This is a genomic window from Roseobacter sp. HKCCD6576-2 (assembly GCF_013179285.1).
Classification (GTDB): Bacteria; Pseudomonadota; Alphaproteobacteria; order Rhodobacterales; family Rhodobacteraceae; genus Rhodophyticola; species Rhodophyticola oceani.
Window position 1 is genome coordinate 714,148 of sequence record NZ_WVNW01000001.1, and the last position, 17,563, is coordinate 731,710.

Here is a 17,563-nt window from a genome sequence, read left to right on the forward strand (position 1 = left end):
GAGTACCTGACCCCATGAAACACTTGCTTGCTGCCGCCGCGATCTCTGCCGCGTTTATCACCCCCGCGATCGCGCAGGATGTGCCCGATCTTGAGGGCCGCGAAGTGGTGATTGTGACCGAAAACGCCTATCCGCCGCTGCAATTTGTCGATCCCGCCTCGGGCGAGGCCATTGGCTGGGAATATGATGCGATGGAGATCATCGCCGAGCGCCTGAACATCAATATCGTCTACGAAAACATCAGCTGGGACGCGATGATCCCGGCAGTGTCGGATGCGCAATATGATCTGGGGATGACCGGGATCACGATCCGCGAAGACCGCGCCGAATTGGTGGATTTCTCCGAGAGCTATATGGTCAGCCAGATGCGGATGCTGGTCCGCGCCGATGAAGAGCGGTTCGATACCGCCGCAGGGTTTGCCGCCGATGAAGACCTGCTTCTGGGCACCCAAGCGGGCATCACGCCCTTCTATGTCGGCGTCTATGATGTGCTCGACGGCAACGAGGCCAACCCCCGGATCGTGCTTCTAGAAACCATCCCGGCAGCGGTCCAGGCGCTCTTGAGCGACGATGTGGATATGGTGCTGAGCGATAGCGCGGGGGGGGAGGCCTATGTGAACGCCAATCCCGACCGCCTGAAGATGGTCGGCGAGCCGCTTGGGACCGAAGAGTTTGGGTTCATCTTCCCCAAAGGCTCCGATCTGGTAGAACCCTTCAACGCCGCCATCGCGTCGATGCGGGCCGATGGGACGCTGGATATGCTCGACCAGCGTTGGTTCGTCGAATACAGCCTCGGCGAGTAAGTCTGATACGATGATGCACCCCTTTGCTCTGGCCCCAACGGGCCGGGGCCATTCTCCCTCATGATCCCGTCCAGCCCGCCCGAGCGGGAGTTTCCCTGGTGGCTTCTGGCCGTCATCGGCCTTGGTGCTTATGCGCTTTGGCAGGTGCTGACCGATGACATCTATTCCCAGGTGCTCAGCACGCTCCGCCAGGGTATCTTGATCACGATCTTTGTGACCCTGATCGGGTTCGCGCTTGCCGCCTCGATGGGGATGCTCTTGGCGCTGGCCAGCCTGTCGCGCAGCGTGATCCTCCGCCAAATGGCGCGGTTCTATGTCGAGATCATCCGCGGCGTGCCGATCATCGTGCTTTTGCTCTATGTCGCCTTTGTTTTCGTCCCCGCCCTGGTGGCATTTTACAATTGGCTGGCCGAGGCTGTCGGTGCCGAGACGATCCGAACCCGCGACTTTCCGCTCCTGTGGCGGGCGATCATCGCGCTGGCCATTGGCTATTCGGCCTTCATAGCCGAGGTGTTCCGCGCCGGGTTGCAATCGGTCGAACGGGGGCAGATCGAGGCCGCCGAAGCGCTTGGTATGGGCCGCTGGCTCCGCTTCCGCTTTATCATCTTCCCGCAGGCGATCCGCACGATCCTGCCGCCCTTGGGCAATGATTTTGTCGCCATGGTGAAAGACTCGAGCCTGGTCTCGGTCCTCGGCGTGCTCGACATCACCCAATTGGGCAAGGTCACGGCGGCCAGCAATTTCCGCTATTTCGAGACATATAACGTGGTGGCGCTGATTTATCTGTCGATGACCATTACGCTCTCAATCTTGCTGCGGCGGTTGGAGCAGCGCATGCGACTGGGGCAAGATCGCCGGACTTGAGGCGGATTTGTGCTAGATTTCCCCTACGGCACCATGATGACGGAGGAGGAGGACAGCATGATACGTTCAGTGTTTTTTGCCGCCGCTTTGCTGGCAGCGGCGCCGGTTTTTGCCCAGGGCACACCTGCACCAGAGGGTGCGGCGGTTCATTTTGTCGGGCTTGAAGACGGTGATACCGTGACGAGCCCCGTCACACTCTATTTCGGACTGAGTGGGATGGGCGTGGCGCCCGCCGGCACCGAAGCTGAGAATACCGGGCATCACCATCTGCTGCTGAACCGCGCGCCTTTTGGCGAGGGGGAGTTCGGCGCGGAGGAACTGGTGCTGGGCATACCGAACGATGATAATCACTACCATTTCGGCGGTGGGCAGACCCAGTTCACTTTGGATTTGCCGCCTGGCGAGCATACGCTTCAGCTTGTCCTAGGCGATGCGGGCCATGTGCCCCATGGCCCGCCGATCGTCAGCGACGTGATCACGATCACCGTGGAGTAAAGCGGGCTGAACCGGCTTCCGGCGGCCTATTCTGAGCGGATGGAGAAACGGCCGGTACGCCCGGCCTCACGATCCGGAGAATATGGCCGCCGGAGGCATCAAATCTCTTTCGACCGGCGCGGCGGCGTTCTATCTGTTGGTCAAAGGAGATCCCGATGACCAATCCGCTTCTGTCCAACTGGGACACACCGTTCCAACTTCCGCCTTTCGACGCGATCACCGATGCGGATTTCGCGCCGGCGCTTGACGCCGCGCTTGAGGAGGGCCGCGCGGCCTATCAGGCGATTGCAGAGACCCCCGAAGCGCCGACCTTTGCCAACACGATCGAGGCGATGGAACTGGCCGACGAAACGCTCGACCGGGTGGCGGGGGTCTTCTTCAACCTCGCAGGCTCCGACGCGACCCCGATGCGCGAGGCGTTGCAGCGGGACTATGCGCCGAAATTCTCGGCCTATGCGTCGGAGATCACCAATAACCGCGCGCTTTGGCAGCGGATCAAGACCCTCTGGGAGCAGCGGGATGATCTCGATCTGACGCCGGAGCAGGCCCGTGTGTTGATGCTCACCCATCGCAGTTTTGTGCGCGCGGGGGCGGCGCTGGAAGGCGCGGCGGCGGAGCGGCTGACAGAGGTGAAAAGCCGTCTGGCGGTGCTGGGCACCAGCTTCATGCAGAATCTTCTGGCCGATGAGCGGGAATGGTTCATGGAGCTGGAAGAGGCCGATCTGGAGGGTCTGCCCGAGTTTGCCATCGCTGCGGCGCGGGCGGCGGGTGAGGAAAAGGGCGTCGACGGCCCGGTCGTGACGCTCTCGCGTTCGATTATCGTGCCGTTTTTGCAGTTCTCCCCGCGGCGGGACCTACGCGAGACTGCCTATAAGGCCTGGGCGGCGCGTGGGGCCAATGGTGGCGAGACTGACAATCTGGGGATTGCGGCGGAGACTTTGGCCTTGCGGGAAGAGCGCGCCGGATTGCTGGGCTATGACAGTTTCGCGGCCTTCAAGCTGGAAACCGAAATGGCCAAGACGCCAGATGCGGTGCGCGACCTGCTGATGCAGGTCTGGGAGCCGGCAAAGGCGCAGGCCGATGCGGATGCCGAGACGCTTACTCAGATGATGCGCGACGAAGGTGTGAATGGCGATCTGGAGCCGTGGGATTGGCGTTATTATGCGGAGAAACGGCGCAAGGCCGAGCATGATCTCGATGAGGCGGCGCTGAAACCTTATCTGCAACTCGATGCGATGATCGAGGCATCGTTCGACTGCGCCAACCGCCTGTTTGGGCTGGAGTTTGCGCCGCTGGATGTGACGCTCTACCACCCGGATGCGCGCGCTTGGGAGGTGACGCGGAACGGCACGCATATCGCGGTGTTCATCGGCGATTATTTTGCGCGCGGCTCAAAGCGCTCCGGCGCGTGGTGTTCCGCGATGCGGAGCCAGAAGAAACTCGGCGGCGACACGCGGCCCATCGTCGTCAATGTCTGCAACTTCGCCAAGGGCGACCCGGCGCTGCTCTCCTATGATGACGCTCGGACGCTGTTCCATGAATTTGGCCACGCGCTGCACCAGATGCTCTCGAATGTGACCTATGGCTCGATTTCCGGCACCTCGGTCGCGCGCGATTTCGTGGAACTGCCAAGCCAGCTTTATGAGCATTGGCTGGAAGTGCCCGAGGTGTTGGAGAAACACGCCCGCCACGCGGAAACCGGCGCGGCGATGCCGAAAGACCTGCTCGACCGGCTTTTGGCGGCGCAGACTTATGATATGGGGTTCCAGACCGTCGAATATGTCGCCTCGGCCCTGGTTGATTTGGATTTCCATGATGGCAAGGCCCCGACGGACCCGATGGTGGCGCAGACGGAGACGCTTGGCAGGATCGGCATGCCGCACGCGATTGGGATGCGCCATGCGACGCCGCATTTCGCCCATGTCTTCGCAGGCGACGGCTATTCCTCGGGTTATTACAGCTACATGTGGTCCGAGGTCATGGATGCCGACGCGTTTGAGGCCTTTGAAGAGGCGGGCGGCGCGTTTGACGCCGAGATGGCGCGGAAGCTGGAGACGTTTATCCTCTCGGCTGGCGGCAGCCAGGAAGCGGATGCGCTCTACACCGCCTTCCGGGGCCGGATGCCGGGGGTCGAGGCGCTGTTGAAAGGCCGGGGCTTGGATCAGGTCGCCTGACCCGGGCCCCGGCGTCAGACGAAGCCTTTCTCGATCAGGTCGCCCGCAGACGCGACCACGGCGTCACGGGCCGGGCGCGGTTGCCAGCCCAAAACCCGCTCGGCCTTGGCCGCGCTGCTCCGGCGGCGGCGGCCAAGTTCTGGCAAAATCTGCCGTGCCGATGGCATCGCAATCGCCATCAACCGCATCAGCCAGCTTGGCATATCCCACTTCGGGACCTTCCGGGCGTGATCGGGATAGGTGGCGCGGATCGTCTCGCCCATCTCGCGCAGCATCATATACTCCGCGCTGACCAAAAACCGTTCGCCGGCCGCTTTGGGATGCTCCATCGCCAGCAGATGCGCCTTGGCCACATCCCGGACATCGACAACGCCAAACCCGAAATCCGGATAGGCGGGGAACATCCCCGTCATCAAGCCATTGACGATTTGCAGAGAGGTGGAATCGTCCTTGCCCACCATCGGTCCCAGAACCAAGGCGGGGTTGATGACGCTCAACTCCATCCCTGCGCCTTCGGTTTCGATGAAGTCCCAGGCCGCCCGCTCGGCAATGGTTTTGGAGAGCGAATAGGCCGTGTGGTCCTTTACCAGCTCGCTTGGCGACCAAAGGGTTTCATCAACCACCTCCGGCAGATCATCGCCATGCCCATACCCGATCGCCGCGACCGAAGAGGTCAGCACCACCCGTTTGACGCCCGCCGCCTTGGCAAAGCGCAACGCCCGCAGCGCGCCATCGCGCGCCGGGATGATCAAGTCATCTGGGTTGTCCGGGGTGCCCATCGGAAAGGGGGAGGCGACGTGCTGAACAAAGGTCACGCCTTCCATCGCCTCGGGCCAGCCGTCGTCCGAGGTCAGATCAACCGCCGCGAAGCTCAGATTGTCGATCTTGTCGGTCACCTGGGCCAAGGTCTCGCGCACATGATCGGCCTTGGAGAGGGACCGCATCGTGCCGCGCACCCGGTAGCCTGTCTCCAGGAGTTGTAAGATCACATGTTGGCCAATGAACCCGGTGGCTCCAGTGACAAGAACAAGGGGCTTGGCGGCGGTCTCGGTCATGGCAAAGGTCCTTTCGGGCTTGCGTCGGTGGGAGGCTTCTGACATTTTTGGCAGAAATTGTCAGTCGAGTTCTGACAAAAATAACAAAAACTGTCAAGAGCGTTTAGAAGCGATGTTAGACGACAAGCCTGAGCACCTGATCCACGCGGCGATGGAAGCGTTCCTGCTCTATGGCTTTAAGCGCACCTCGATGGAAGATATCGCGCAGCAGGCGGGCGTGTCGCGCGCGGCGCTTTATCTGCATTTCAAGAACAAACGCGATGTGTTCCGGTCGGCGGCGGCGATGATGTTTGCCGAGGCCGTCACCCGGTTCGAAGCCGCGCTGGTTCCTGGCGGCCCGGTCGACGAGACCTTGCTGCATGCGTTTCACGAAAAGAGTGGGCCGTTGATGGAGCAGGTGTTCAGCTCACCCCACGGGGCCGAGTTGATGGGGACGGGGCTGGAAGTGGCCCATGATATTGGCTGCGACGCGGATGACCGCTTTGTCGCCGCGATGGCCCGGTATTTTGGCGAGGTGCAATCGGCGGACGACCCGGCAATCGCGCCCGACGCATTGGCCGATATGGTCTTGCGGGCGCTCTATGCGATGAAGCAGGAGGTGAGGTCGCCCGAGCATTATGAGACGCGGCTGACGCTCTTGGCGAAATCCATCGCGGCCCTGCTCTCGGCGGATTAGTCGAAGACCTCGCCCGGTTCGACCCCCCAAAGCGCACTGATCGGCACCCAACCCCGGTGGCCGCCAGTGCTCATCTGACACCATGCGCCATTGCATTCCTCAAGTCGGCCGATGACCCCCAACTCCGCCTGCGCCCGAACGGGAGACTCAAGATCGGGGCGTTGATGCATCTCCAACATATCAACCTCGACAATCGCGGTGCGCACGCCGGAGAGCAGTGAATAGTGCATCCAGCCGCCGGCGCCGTCGCGGTCCACGACCCGGCGCCAATGGCCATGCTCGGCGACAATCATCATCGGCATATTGCGGCGTTGAAACACCCAATCGATCCGATGGCTGCGCGACGGGCCGCGCCGTGCATTGCCCTCGGAGGCTTTCATCGAGACATAGCGCGGCAGCGGGAAACCGGTCACCGGGCCTTCGCGTGGGGCCATGGTGGCAATAACCTGCGTGACTTCGGGGGTTTCTGGGCGCGGGGTTGGCTCGGTACCTTGCGCCAATGCCAAACCTGCGGACCCAAGGGCCAGGGCAAAAAGCACCGATAGAAATCTGGTCCACATATGTGGGTTCGCCTGTCTGTTGTCCCGACCGCTGTTGTTCGCGGCTTCCACTGCTCATTTGTCGCGGTTCTGTGGCGACATCTTGCGCCCCCGCCTTGGATCAGAGAGTGTCACGACAGGCGCAGAAATGCCAGTGAGGGGATTGCCGGGATGCCAGGTCAGAAGCTGAGTGTTGTCGTTACGCGACGGTTGCCGGAAGCCGTTGAGACGCGGATGAGCGAGCTTTTCGATGTCGAGTTGCGCACCGAGGTCGGCCCGATGGACAAATCAGAGCTGGTTGCGGCCATGGCGCGGGCGGATGTTTTGGTGCCCTGCATCACCGACCAGATCGACGCGGGCATGTTGGGCCAAGCCGGTGACCGGTTGAAACTAATCGCAAATTACGGCGCCGGCGTGGATCATATCGACGTCTCCACCGCCCGGCAGCGGGGGATTTTGGTCTCGAACACACCCGGCGTGATGACCGATGATACGGCGGATATGACCATGGCGCTGATCCTGGCCGTCACCCGGCGCATTCCCGAAGGGTTGGCCGTGATGCAGGCGGGCCGGTGGGAGGGCTGGGCACCCACCGCCTATATGGGCGGGCGCATCGGCGGGAAACGGCTGGGCATCCTGGGCATGGGCCGGATCGGCCAAGCGGTGGCGCGGCGTGCGGCGGCCTTTGGGATGCAGGTGCATTACCACAACCGTCGCCGGGTGCATGAGGATATCGAAGCCGAGTTGGAGGCGACTTATTGGGAAAGCCTCGATCAAATGCTGGCGCGGGTCGATGTGCTGTCGATCAACTGCCCGCACACGCCGTCGACCTTCCATCTGATGAATGCGCGGCGGTTGAAACTGATGAAGCCTTCGGCGGTGATCGTGAACACCTCGCGGGGCGAAGTGATCGACGAAAACGCGCTGACCCGGATGCTGCGGGCCGGTGAGATTGCGGGGGCGGGGCTGGACGTCTTTGAGCGCGGCCATGACGTGAACCCGCGGCTTCGCGAGTTGGAGAACGTGGTGTTGTTGCCGCATATGGGCTCGGCCACGTTGGAGGGCCGCGTCGAGATGGGTGAGAAAGTCATCATCAATATCAAGACGTTCGATGATGGACACCGCCCGCCGGATCTGGTCGTGCCGTCGATGTTGTGAGCGGTGTTGCGGCGTCGAAGGACGGCTCTGAGCCCGAAATGATGGATGCTGCATTCTGTTGGAATGGCGGCTATGTCGTCGATGAGTCAATCCGGATGCCTGGCGCATGACGCCCCGAGGCCGACCCGGTAAAAATTTCAAACCCATCGGCTGTGACGCCAATCGAATGCTCGAACTGAGCGGACAGGGATTTATCGCGGGTCACAGCAGTCCAGTCATCGGCGAGCATCTTCACTTCGCAGCGCCCTAGATTGATCATCGGTTCAACGGTGAAGATCATGCCTTCGCGCAACTCTAACCCTTCGCCAGCCTTGCCGAAATTCAGGATGTTTGGAGAGTCGTGGAAAACCTGACCGATGCCGTGGCCGCAAAAGTCTCGGACAACCGAACAACGCTCTGACCGAGCGTAGGATTGAATGGCATGGCCGATGTCGCCCAATCGCGCACCAGGGCGCACGATCTCGATCCCGCGCATCATCGCCTCATATGCGATTTGGATCAGGCGCTCTGCCGCCCGCTTCGGCTTGCCCGCCACATACATCCGGCTGGAGTCGCCATACCATCCGTTACGTATCAGCGTCACATCCACGTTGACGATGTCGCCGTCGCGCAACGTCTTTTCGTTAGGAAAACCGTGGCACACCACATGATTCACTGACGTGCAGCACGCGTATTTGTAACCCTTGTAGCCAAGAGTTGCCGGTAACGCATCGTGAGCGGAAGCGAAATCCAACACAAATGTGTTGATCTCAGAGAGTGGCAGACCGGGGCGGACCAAATCAGCCACGCCATCCAGACAAGCGGCCGTCAATGTACCAGCGCGACGCATCCCCTCGAAGGCATCCGGGCCGTAGAGCTTGATGCGTTCTGTTCTGCGGGCGTCTTTCGCAGCAGGCGCGACAGGGACGTTGATATAGCTGTCCATCTAACATTCCGCCTCTATACTCGGTATAGATCATACTCTATACGAATCGTATATGTTTCGTATATTTCCAATTTGGAGGCGCTTCAATGGGCATCGTGAAGATTGGCGACGGACTGCACGAAGATATCCGCAAGGCCAGCACTGTCATGTGCCGGTCGATCAATGCTCAGGCTGAATTCTGGATAAAAGTCGGAATGCTGGCTGAAATAAACGCCGATCTCACCTTCAATGAGATTATCGCACGACAGCTCAAGGAAGCTGACGTGAAGGTGCCAGAGGTAGATGCAGCATAAGCCGACCTTAGCGTAACCGCAGCGAAAGCTCACTTCGTCCGCAAAGCCGCAATCGATGCCAACGACTCTCTTGCCACTTTGCATGGCCCGGCTAGGGTGGCGCCATGGGCAAGCTCAGTACAGATCACCTTATTCTCGGACAGAGCGGCTTGGCCCGCGCGCTTTATGACACGGTCGCCGATCTGCCCATTATCAGCCCCCATGGCCATTGCGACCCGGAATGGTTCGCCACCAATGCGCCGTTTTCCGACCCCGCCCATCTTCTGATTGTGCCGGATCATTATGTGCTGCGCATGTTGGTGAGCCAGGGGGTGCGGCTGGAGGATATGGGCGTGGCGCGGCTGGATGGCGGCCCTGTGGAGACCGACCCAAGGATGATTTGGGCGCGGTTTGCGGAGCACTATCACCTTTTCGCGGGCACTCCGACCCGGGCGTGGCTGGATTATACATTCGAGACTCTGTTTGGCCTTGAGGAACCGCTCAATCCGTCCACCGCGACGGCATATTACGACCGGATCGCCGCCTGTTTGGCCGATAACGTGTTCCGGCCTCGGGCCCTGTTCGACCGGTTCAAGATCGAGGTCTTGGCCACGACCGAAGGCACGCTTGATCCGCTCACCCATCATAAGGCGATCGCCGAGAGTGATTGGCCCGGCCGGGTGATCACCACCTATCGGCCCGATCAGGTGACGGACCCGGACTATGAAGGCTTCGCAGGTGCGCTTGATCAGTTGGCGGAGATCACCGGCGGCGAGACCGAGAGTTGGGCCGGGTATCTGGAGGCGCATCGGCTGCGTCGGGCCTATTTCCGGGATCACGGGGCAACCGCAACCGACCATGGGCACCCGACGGCGGAAACGGCGGATTTGAGCCAGGCCGATGCGGCGGCGCTTTATGATCGCCTGCGCGCTGGGCGCGCCGAGGCGGGAGATGCGGCGTTATTCCGGGCACAGATGCTGACCGAAATGGCGAAGATGAGCGCCGAGGATGGGATGGTGATGCAAATCCATCCGGGCAGTTTTCGCAATCATAATGCTCGTGTTTTCAACGAGTTCGGGCGGGACAAAGGCTTCGATATCCCGACCCGGACCGATTATGTCCATGCACTCCGGCCGTTGTTGAATGCAGTCGGGATGCATCCGAATTTCACGTTGATCCTCTTCACGTTGGACGAGGCGGCCTATACCCGCGAGCTGGCCCCCCTGGCCGGGGCCTATCCCTGTCTGCGGCTTGGGCCGGCCTGGTGGTTCCATGACAGCGCCGAGGGGATGCGGCGGTTCCGTGAGATGACCACAGAGACAGCCGGGTTCTATAACACGGTGGGCTTCAACGATGACACCCGCGCTTTCCCCTCGATCCCGGCCCGGCATGATATGGCGCGGCGGGTGGATTGCGCCTATCTCGCCCGGCTGGTCGCGGATGGACAGTTGCGCGAGCCGGAGGCGTTTGAGCTGGCGCGTGTTCTGACTGTGGATCTGCCCCGCAAGGCCTATCGGCTATGAGATTGACGCCGGACGCGCTGGCCCGCGCAGGGAACATCGAGCGGCCCGCCTATGATCGCGCTCATGTCACGCCGGGGATTGTGCATCTGGGTCTGGGCAATTTTCACCGCGCACATCAGGCTGTCTATGTCGATGAATGTCTTACGGCGACGCCCGATTGGGGCATTCGCGGCATCTCCCTCCGCCGGCCCGATATGCGGGATGCGCTTGCGCCCCAAAGCGGGCTCTATACCCTGGCGGTGCGCGATGGGGCGGGGACCGCGGCGCGGGTGATCGGGTCGGTTTTGGAGGTTTTGGTCGCGGGTGAGGACATCGCGTCGGTGCTGGCGGCGATGACGGATCCAGCGACGCGGATTGTCAGCCTGACCGTGACGGAAAAGGGTTATTACCGCGATGGGGCGGGCGACTTGGACCAAGCCCATCCGGCGGTTGCGGCAGATTTGGCGACGCCTGAGAGGCCGGGGTCTGTCCCGGGTTTGCTGGTCGAAGCGCTGCGATTGCGCCGGGCGGCGGGCGCCCCGCCTTTCACCGTGCTGAGTTGCGATAACCTTCCCGAAAACGGCGCAGCGCTGGCCCGGGTCGTCCTTCAATTCGCGGCGTTGCGGGACCTAAGGCTGGCGGAGTGGATCAGGGCAGAGGTGGCGTTCCCCTCCAGCATGGTGGATCGGATCGTGCCCGCCACGACCGAGGCAGATCGCGCGGAGGTTGCGGCACTAACCGGTCTTGAGGATGCTTGGCCCGTGGTCACCGAACCCTTCTGTCAATGGGTGGTGGAGGATCGGTTCCCGGCTGGCCGACCGGATTTAGCGGCGGCTGGCGTGCAGTTCGTCTCCGACGTTGCACAATATGAACATATGAAGTTGCGCATGTTGAACGGCGCGCATTCGACGCTGGCCTATCTGGGTCAGCTCCGGGGGCATGAGACCGTCGCGGACGTGATGGGGGATGCGGAACTGGCCGAGCTTGTGGCAGGTGTGATGACCCAGGCCGCGAGCACGCTGTCTTTGCCGCAAGACGAGCTGTCGGCCTATGCAACCCGCTTGCAGGAGCGGTTCCGCAACCCGGCGCTACATCACAAGACCGCGCAGATCGCGATGGATGGCAGTCAGAAGCTGCCGCAACGACTCTTGGCACCGATTGCCGAGGCGCATGCAGCGGGACGGCCTTGGGGCGCACTGGCCACGGGTGTCGCTGGCTGGCTGCGCTATCTGGAGCGGTTTGCGCCGGAAGACCCGATGGCCGATGAGCTGCGGCTGGCCGCCGCAAAAGGACCTGACGCGGTGCTCGATCTGCGCGCGGTCTTTGGCGATCTGAGCGACGCCCACTGGTTCCGCGAGGGGGTTTTGGCGCGGCTCCCGGCCTAGGCTGCCCCGCGACCGATGGCGCAATGTCGTTTTTACGCGGGATTGCGTCGGGCGGGCGAGGCTTGCGAGCGCGGGCTCTGGCATGGAAGATCAGGCCCGAAGATCTGCCCGGAGTGAACGTGATGAAAACCCAAGTGAAAGCCCTTGTTGTTGGCGGCGGTGCGGTCGGCACCTCGATTGCCTATCATCTCGCGCGGGCGGGTTGGGACGATGTGATGCTCCTGGAGCGGGACGAGTTGACCTCGGGCTCCACCTGGCATGCCGCCGGGCTCCTGCCACTCTTCAATATGAGCTACGCGACGACTCATATCCACGATTACAGCGTGAAGTTTTATAAAACGCTGGAGGAAGAGACGGACCTGAACGCGGGCTTCGCGGTCGTCGGCAATTTGCGGATGGCGCAGACGCAAGAGCGGATGGATGAGTATATGCTCTACGCCTCCACCGCAGAGACCGTTGGTGTGCCCTATGAATGGCTGACGCCGGATGAGATCAAAGCCCGCTGGCCGCTCATCCGCACGGACGATCTGAAAGGCGCGCTTTATCACAACACCGACGGCTACATTAACCCCGCCGATGTGACCCAGGCGATGGCCAAGGGCGCCCGTCAACGCGGCGTGATGATCGAGCGGAAATGGCAGGCGGATGGGTTCCATTGGACCGGCGCGGCCTGGGAAGTCACCTGCACCAAGATGGTGGAGAAGGGCGGCAATCTGGTCGCCTCCGACGAGCAGATCGTGATCACCGCCGAACATGTGGTCACTGCCTCTGGCAACCATGCGCAGCGCACGGCTCAAATGCTTGGCATCAAGATCCCGGCGATCCCGGTCGAGCACCAGTTCATCGTTATGGATCAGGACCCTACGTTGCAGGAATGGCGCAAGGACAACCCCGAGCACCCGGTGATCCGCGATGCCGACGCGCAGTCCTATGTGCGCGAAGAGCGCGGCGGCTGGATTTTGGGGGTCTATGAGAAAAACGCGCCCGCGCGGTTTGAATATGGCGTGCCGGACAGTTTCCGCGCCGATCTCTTCCCGCTCGATCTGGAGCGGATCGAAGCGCAGTATATGGCGATGATCCATCGCATCCCGTCTTGTGAGGAGAGCGGTCTTAAGGACGATTTCAACGGCCCGATTTGCTACACACCCGATGGCAACCCGCTGGTCGGCCCCGCGCCGGGGCTACACAATATGTGGCTGGCCGAGGGCTTCAGCTTCGGCATCACCGCGGCGGGCGGCACCGGCTACTACCTAGCGCAGATGATGGTCGATGGCGAAGCCGAGATCGACATGGCCTCGCTCGATCCCAAGCGCTACGGCCCCTGGATGACCACCGAATATGCGGCGCGGAAGAATGAGGAATGTTACGACCATGTCTACATTCTCCACCATCCCGATGAGGAGCGGCCCGCCTGCCGCCCGTTGCGGACCTCGCCCGCCTATGACCGACAGAAAGCCCGTGGTGCGCAGTTCGGGCAGGTGAATGGCTGGGAACGGCCGAATTATTTCGGGCCCGTGGACGCACCGGAGAGCTTCGATCATGACAGCCGGTCGTTCCGGCGTGGCGGCTGGTGGGATTATGCGAAATCCGAGGCGGAGGCGATCCGCAACGGCGTCGGCCTGATCGATGCAACCGCTTTCACCAAGCACCGGATCAGCGGGCCGGGCGCGACGGCGTTCCTGGACTGGTTCACCACCAATAGCCTGCCCAAGGTGGGGCGGATCAACCTGACCTATGCGCTGACTGGCGCAGGTACGACACGGACGGAATACACGATCGTGCGGACCGGCGAGGAGGATTACTATCTTGTCTCCGCCGGGGCCTGGCACGCCTATGATCAGGATTATCTCTACAAAGCGATTATGGAGAAAGAGGCCGAGTTTGGCCGCATCAACGAGCAGGATGTGACGACCCAATGGGGCGTCTTTGCGATAGCGGGGCCGAAATCGCGTGATGTGTTGAAAACCCTTGTCAGGGATGCCGATCCGGAAACCGCTCTGAGCAACAAGCGGTTCCCCTGGCTCTCGTGCCGCGAGATCGAGTTGGGCATGTGTCCGGTGCGCGCCATCCGGGTCGCCTATACCGGCGAATTGGGCTGGGAGTTGCACCACCCGATCGAGATGCAGACTTACCTGTTCGATCAGCTGATGGCGGCGGGTGAGCCGCATGGGTTGAAACTGGTCGGCGCGCGGGCGCAGAACTGGCTCCGGCAGGAGAAGAGCTACCGAGCTTTCGGCACCGAACTGGGCCGGGATGCGACGCCGCTGGAAGCCGGGCTTGACCGGTTTGTGGACCTCTCGAAGGCGTTCCATGGCAAGGCCGAGATGGAGGCGCTTGGCATCCGCTCCAAATGTGTGACGCTCCTGATTGACGGGCCTGCAGATGCCGATCCTTGGGGTCGAGAGGCGCTCTATGATGGGGATGTCAAAGTGGGGCGCCTGACGTCCGGCGGCTATTCCGTGGCCTTTGGAAAGTCCATCGGGATGGGGTATGTGCGGCCAGATTTGGCGGTGACGGGGCAGAAGCTGAAGGTCAAAATGCTGAACCAGCTTTGGAAGGCCGAAATCGTCGAAGACAGCCCCTATGATCCGACAAATGCGGTAATCCGCGTCACGGGCTGAGATCGTGACGCGGAAAACGCGGCGTGGGGATCAGCCGACCGTGAACGCCTGATAGATCAAGCCGTGACCATAATCGGTCTGGTCCGAGAGCGTGAGCCGGGGCCGTCGGACCAGCCCGTCGAAAAGCTGCGTCCCACTGCCAAGCAGGATGGGCGCGCGTTTCAGACGCAATTGGTCGATTTGGCCCATATTCATCAGCTGCGCCGCCAAATGACCGCCGCCGCAAAGATAGATCGGCCCATCGCTGGCTTGTCTAAGCTCACGGAGCGCGCTGTCGGTCAGGTCGCGCCACTGCGTGACCGAGGCCCCGTCGGGCAGGCTCAGCCCGGTTGAGACAACAATGCTCTCTGCCCAAGGATAGGGGTTGTCGCCCGGAGCCAAGCCATAGTCATAGCCGAACTCATAGGTCGCCCGACCCATCAGGACCGTTTTGTAGCTTTGCAGCCGCGCGAGGTAATCGCTCAACACGTCGCCCTCGCTTGGGAAGGCCGAAATGTCGGCATTTGGGCCCGCAATGAACCCGTCGGCGGAAACCGCCACGTCGTAAATAATGGGATGCATGGAATGCTCCGTTTGATCGAGAAAGCCTGTGACCCAATCCGGGTCGTGTGTCGGTTTTAGGCTGTCTTGATCATTGGCAGAGCACTCCTTTTTGAGGTGCCGATCCTAGCAGGTCGTCCCCGGAAGCGGCAAGCCCCGGCTATTCCGCCGCCTGGGCGATACCGCTGACCAATTCATCGAAACAGGCCAGCGCCTTGGCCGAATACATCAGCGACGGGCCGCCGCCCATCTGCACCGCCATTGACAGGACATCAGCGATCTCCTCGCGTGTCGCACCTTCGTTCACCAAGGCCTCGACATGGAACCCGATACAAGGCTCACAGCGGTCGGCGACGGCAATCCCCAAAGCGACGAATTCCTTGGTCTTCAAATCCAACGCACCGGGTGCCTTCACCGCCTTCGACAGCGCGCCGAAGCCTTTCAGCATGTCCGGCGCGGCCCCCGAGAGCGCCCGCAGGTTTTGCCGCATCTCGGTGTTTTTCTCGGTCCAACTCATTCTCTGTCCCCTTTTGTGTTTGGCCAGGGTTTAGGGATGGCGAGGCGAGGCCGCCTTGATCCGGGTCAAATCTTTCGTTCGACGCAGAGCATGAGATTGTTGGCCGGCAGTTTCACCGTTTCAAAAAGATGTAGCCCGTTTCGGGTCAGCGCCGCGGCCACGTCGATGACATCCTTGTAGCCAATCGCCGGATCCTGCGCGCGCAAGCTGGCATGGAAAGTGGCGTCGCCCTCCGAGGTCGCCTCACCGTCGCGGAGGAACGGCCCATAGAGCGCCGCAATACCGCCGGGGGCGAGGGCCTTGGCAATCTCGGCAAGCAGGGTCGCGGTATCGGCATCCGAGATCAGATGGATCAGATTGACCAAGACGATCATGTCTTTTGGTCCGTGGTTTTCGGACCAGCCGGGCGCGCAAGCATTCAGATCGATCGGTGGCAGCAGGTTCGGCGCGGGGTGTTCCGCGCTCCAAGCGGCGATTGAGGCGCGTCGGTCTGGATCTGGATCACTCGGTTGCCAGGTCAGACCCGGCATGGCGGGCGCATAGGCAATGATGTGTTCACCGGTGCCCGAGGCGATTTCCAGCGCGTTCCCCTCTGGCGGCGCGATCCGCGTCAACACCGACAGGATCGCCTCACGATTGCGGAGCGCAGCGGGCGCGGAGAGGGCACCGGGCGGAAGGTCTGGCGGGGCTGTCATGTGAACCGCTCTGGGCTGAGCCCTGCAACGATCTCGGGCGGCAGGTCTGAGGCGCGACCGGCCATCCCATCCGCGACAAGCCGCGCGGCCGCCGGGGCGGTCTGAAACCCATAGCCGCCTTGCCCCGCGACCCAGATGAAATCGGGCTTGTCCGGGGCAGGGCCAAGGATCAGGCAACGATCGGGCGAGAAGGTGCGCAAACCCGCCCAAGTCGACGTGATCCGTGTGACCTCCTCGGTGACGAAGGGCTGATAGCGGGCGATGCCCTCGGCCAAAACCAGATCGTCGGCCCAGGCATCATGTGGCTCTGCCGGGTCTTCCTCGGCGGGCGAAACCAGCCAGGCGCCCGCATCGGGTTTGGCATACCAGCTTTCGCCCGCCCCGATCAGCATCGGCCAGCCGCTCACATCATGACCGCCCGGCGCCGGCATCCGCGCCATCGACCGGCGAAGTGGTTTCAGGCCCAGAGGATGCACGCCGGCCAGCGCCGCCACATGATCGGCCCAGGCCCCGGCGGCATTCACGACGATCCGCGCTTCAAAGCTGTCGGTGCCTGCCGAGACATGCCAGAGGCCGGGGTTATGCGTGATCTCGGTCACGCGCGCGCCGCTCTGAACCGTGCCGCCATTGGCTTTGATCTCGCGAACATAGTCCTGCACCAACCGGTCGGTGTCGAGATCCCAAGCGGCGTCGTGATAGGCGGCCATGGCCACGTGATACGGATCAAGGATCGGGATCAGTCCGCGCGCCTCGTCGAGGCCGATTTCATCGAGATGGAGCGTGGCGACGTCTTGGGCGAAGGTATCAGCCTCGGTCGCGCTGCCCACAAACATCAACCCACGTGGCGACAGCACGCCGCCATTGGCGGTCATATGATGGTCTTTGGAGGCTTTGTTCAGCTCGATGGTGACGGGGTGGCCGTAATGCGTTTCAAAGAGCGCGGCCGAGCGGCCAGACGCGTGATAGGCAAGCGCGTCTTCGGCCTCAAGCAGCAGGACCGAGCCGAGTTTGCTCAGCTCCGCGCCCGCCGAAACGCCCGCAATACCGCCGCCGATGATCAGGAAATCATAAGTCATGACAAAGTGGTGGCATGTGCGCCGAGGGGGAGCAAGAGGGGGATGCGCCCCGATCCATTTGAGGCCGAATTGAGCGTCACCTGCCGCGGCTCCACAGGCGCAACACGATGTGCTTTTGCCACATCGCGATATGTTCTCTTGCGCAGATCGTTTGCGGCTTGAACTGGCCTGCCCGGTGCCTATTTTGCCGGGGTTCATCGCTCAACCGGTAGGAGCACAAGATGTTGGAGATTGTAGGAGCGTAGCGACACGCGCGAGACCGCGGT

17 protein-coding genes are annotated in these 17,563 nt (G+C 62.0%); 10 read left to right on the forward strand and 7 right to left on the reverse strand.

Going from position 1 to position 17,563, the window contains the following annotated elements; translation table 11 throughout:
- Positions 1–14 precede the first annotated feature (14 nt).
- The 4 genes from GTF44_RS03560 (at position 15) to GTF44_RS03575 (ending at position 4,336) form a co-directional block, all read left to right on the forward strand.
- A complete protein-coding gene (locus tag GTF44_RS03560) occupies positions 15–803 on the forward strand; it encodes an ABC transporter substrate-binding protein (protein WP_171557563.1) in 789 nt (262 codons plus the stop codon).
- A gap of 60 nt (positions 804–863) precedes the next feature.
- The gene (locus GTF44_RS03565) at positions 864–1,667 is read left to right on the forward strand and encodes an amino acid ABC transporter permease (protein ID WP_171557565.1); all 804 of its coding nucleotides are present in this window, start codon (positions 864–866) and stop codon (positions 1,665–1,667) included.
- A 57-nt stretch (positions 1,668–1,724) separates the two neighbouring features.
- The gene (locus GTF44_RS03570; RefSeq protein ID WP_171557567.1) at positions 1,725–2,162 is read left to right on the forward strand and encodes a DUF4399 domain-containing protein; all 438 of its coding nucleotides are present in this window, start codon (positions 1,725–1,727) and stop codon (positions 2,160–2,162) included.
- 155 nt (positions 2,163–2,317) lie between these two features.
- On the forward strand, positions 2,318–4,336 hold the full coding sequence (locus tag GTF44_RS03575; protein WP_171557568.1) for a M3 family metallopeptidase: 2,019 nt from the start codon (positions 2,318–2,320) through the stop codon (positions 4,334–4,336).
- A 14-nt stretch (positions 4,337–4,350) separates the two neighbouring features.
- On the opposite strand, the gene GTF44_RS03580 is transcribed toward GTF44_RS03575, so the two are convergent.
- Positions 4,351–5,391, reverse strand: coding sequence for an aldehyde reductase (locus tag GTF44_RS03580; protein WP_171557570.1), 1,041 nt, complete (start codon positions 5,389–5,391; stop codon positions 4,351–4,353).
- Between the two features lie 112 nt (positions 5,392–5,503).
- On the opposite strand from GTF44_RS03580, the gene GTF44_RS22365 reads away from it, so the two are divergent.
- Entirely contained in the window at positions 5,504–6,067 is a 564-nt protein-coding gene (locus GTF44_RS22365; RefSeq protein ID WP_171557572.1) for a TetR/AcrR family transcriptional regulator, read from the forward strand.
- On the opposite strand, the gene GTF44_RS03590 is transcribed toward GTF44_RS22365, so the two are convergent.
- Positions 6,064–6,501 (reverse strand): SH3 domain-containing protein, encoded by a 438-nt coding sequence (locus GTF44_RS03590; RefSeq protein ID WP_253261169.1) that lies wholly within the window; start codon positions 6,499–6,501, stop codon positions 6,064–6,066. The two genes, GTF44_RS22365 and GTF44_RS03590, sit on opposite strands and share 4 nt — an antisense overlap.
- 276 nt (positions 6,502–6,777) lie before the next feature.
- Between GTF44_RS03590 and GTF44_RS03595 the strand changes: the two genes are divergently transcribed.
- Positions 6,778–7,764 (forward strand): D-glycerate dehydrogenase, encoded by a 987-nt coding sequence (locus GTF44_RS03595; protein ID WP_145211886.1) that lies wholly within the window; start codon positions 6,778–6,780, stop codon positions 7,762–7,764.
- A 70-nt stretch (positions 7,765–7,834) separates the two neighbouring features.
- Here the strand turns inward: GTF44_RS03595 and map are convergent, their stop codons facing one another.
- Positions 7,835–8,689, reverse strand: a complete 855-nt coding sequence (gene map / locus GTF44_RS03600) for a type I methionyl aminopeptidase (RefSeq protein WP_171557575.1) — start codon at positions 8,687–8,689, stop codon at positions 7,835–7,837.
- Positions 8,690–8,775: 86 nt separating this feature from the next.
- On the opposite strand from map, the gene GTF44_RS03605 reads away from it, so the two are divergent.
- The 4 genes from GTF44_RS03605 (at position 8,776) to GTF44_RS03620 (ending at position 14,469) form a co-directional block, all read left to right on the forward strand.
- Complete coding sequence (locus tag GTF44_RS03605) at positions 8,776–8,982, forward strand: ParD-like family protein (RefSeq protein ID WP_171557577.1); 207 nt, start codon at positions 8,776–8,778, stop codon at positions 8,980–8,982.
- Positions 8,983–9,086: 104 nt separating this feature from the next.
- Positions 9,087–10,484, forward strand: a complete 1,398-nt coding sequence (uxaC, locus tag GTF44_RS03610; RefSeq protein ID WP_171557579.1) for a glucuronate isomerase — start codon at positions 9,087–9,089, stop codon at positions 10,482–10,484.
- Complete coding sequence (locus GTF44_RS03615) at positions 10,481–11,848, forward strand: mannitol dehydrogenase family protein (RefSeq protein WP_171557580.1); 1,368 nt, start codon at positions 10,481–10,483, stop codon at positions 11,846–11,848. Before uxaC ends, GTF44_RS03615 begins: the two co-directional genes overlap by 4 nt.
- A gap of 122 nt (positions 11,849–11,970) precedes the next feature.
- On the forward strand, positions 11,971–14,469 hold the full coding sequence (locus tag GTF44_RS03620) for an FAD-dependent oxidoreductase (protein ID WP_171557582.1): 2,499 nt from the start codon (positions 11,971–11,973) through the stop codon (positions 14,467–14,469).
- Positions 14,470–14,499: 30 nt separating this feature from the next.
- Here GTF44_RS03620 and GTF44_RS03625 read toward each other — a convergent pair whose 3' ends face one another.
- From GTF44_RS03625 to GTF44_RS03640, 4 genes are all read right to left on the reverse strand, one after another.
- A complete protein-coding gene (locus GTF44_RS03625) occupies positions 14,500–15,030 on the reverse strand; it encodes a dihydrofolate reductase family protein (RefSeq protein WP_171557584.1) in 531 nt (176 codons plus the stop codon).
- 139 nt (positions 15,031–15,169) lie between these two features.
- Positions 15,170–15,526, reverse strand: coding sequence for a carboxymuconolactone decarboxylase family protein (locus GTF44_RS03630; RefSeq protein WP_171557586.1), 357 nt, complete (start codon positions 15,524–15,526; stop codon positions 15,170–15,172).
- Positions 15,527–15,591: 65 nt separating this feature from the next.
- Positions 15,592–16,221 (reverse strand): DUF938 domain-containing protein, encoded by a 630-nt coding sequence (locus tag GTF44_RS03635; RefSeq protein ID WP_171557587.1) that lies wholly within the window; start codon positions 16,219–16,221, stop codon positions 15,592–15,594.
- The gene (locus tag GTF44_RS03640) at positions 16,218–17,297 is read right to left on the reverse strand and encodes an FAD-binding oxidoreductase (RefSeq protein ID WP_171557589.1); all 1,080 of its coding nucleotides are present in this window, start codon (positions 17,295–17,297) and stop codon (positions 16,218–16,220) included. The genes GTF44_RS03635 and GTF44_RS03640 overlap by 4 nt, the downstream gene beginning before the upstream one ends.
- Positions 17,298–17,563: the final 266 nt, after the last annotated feature.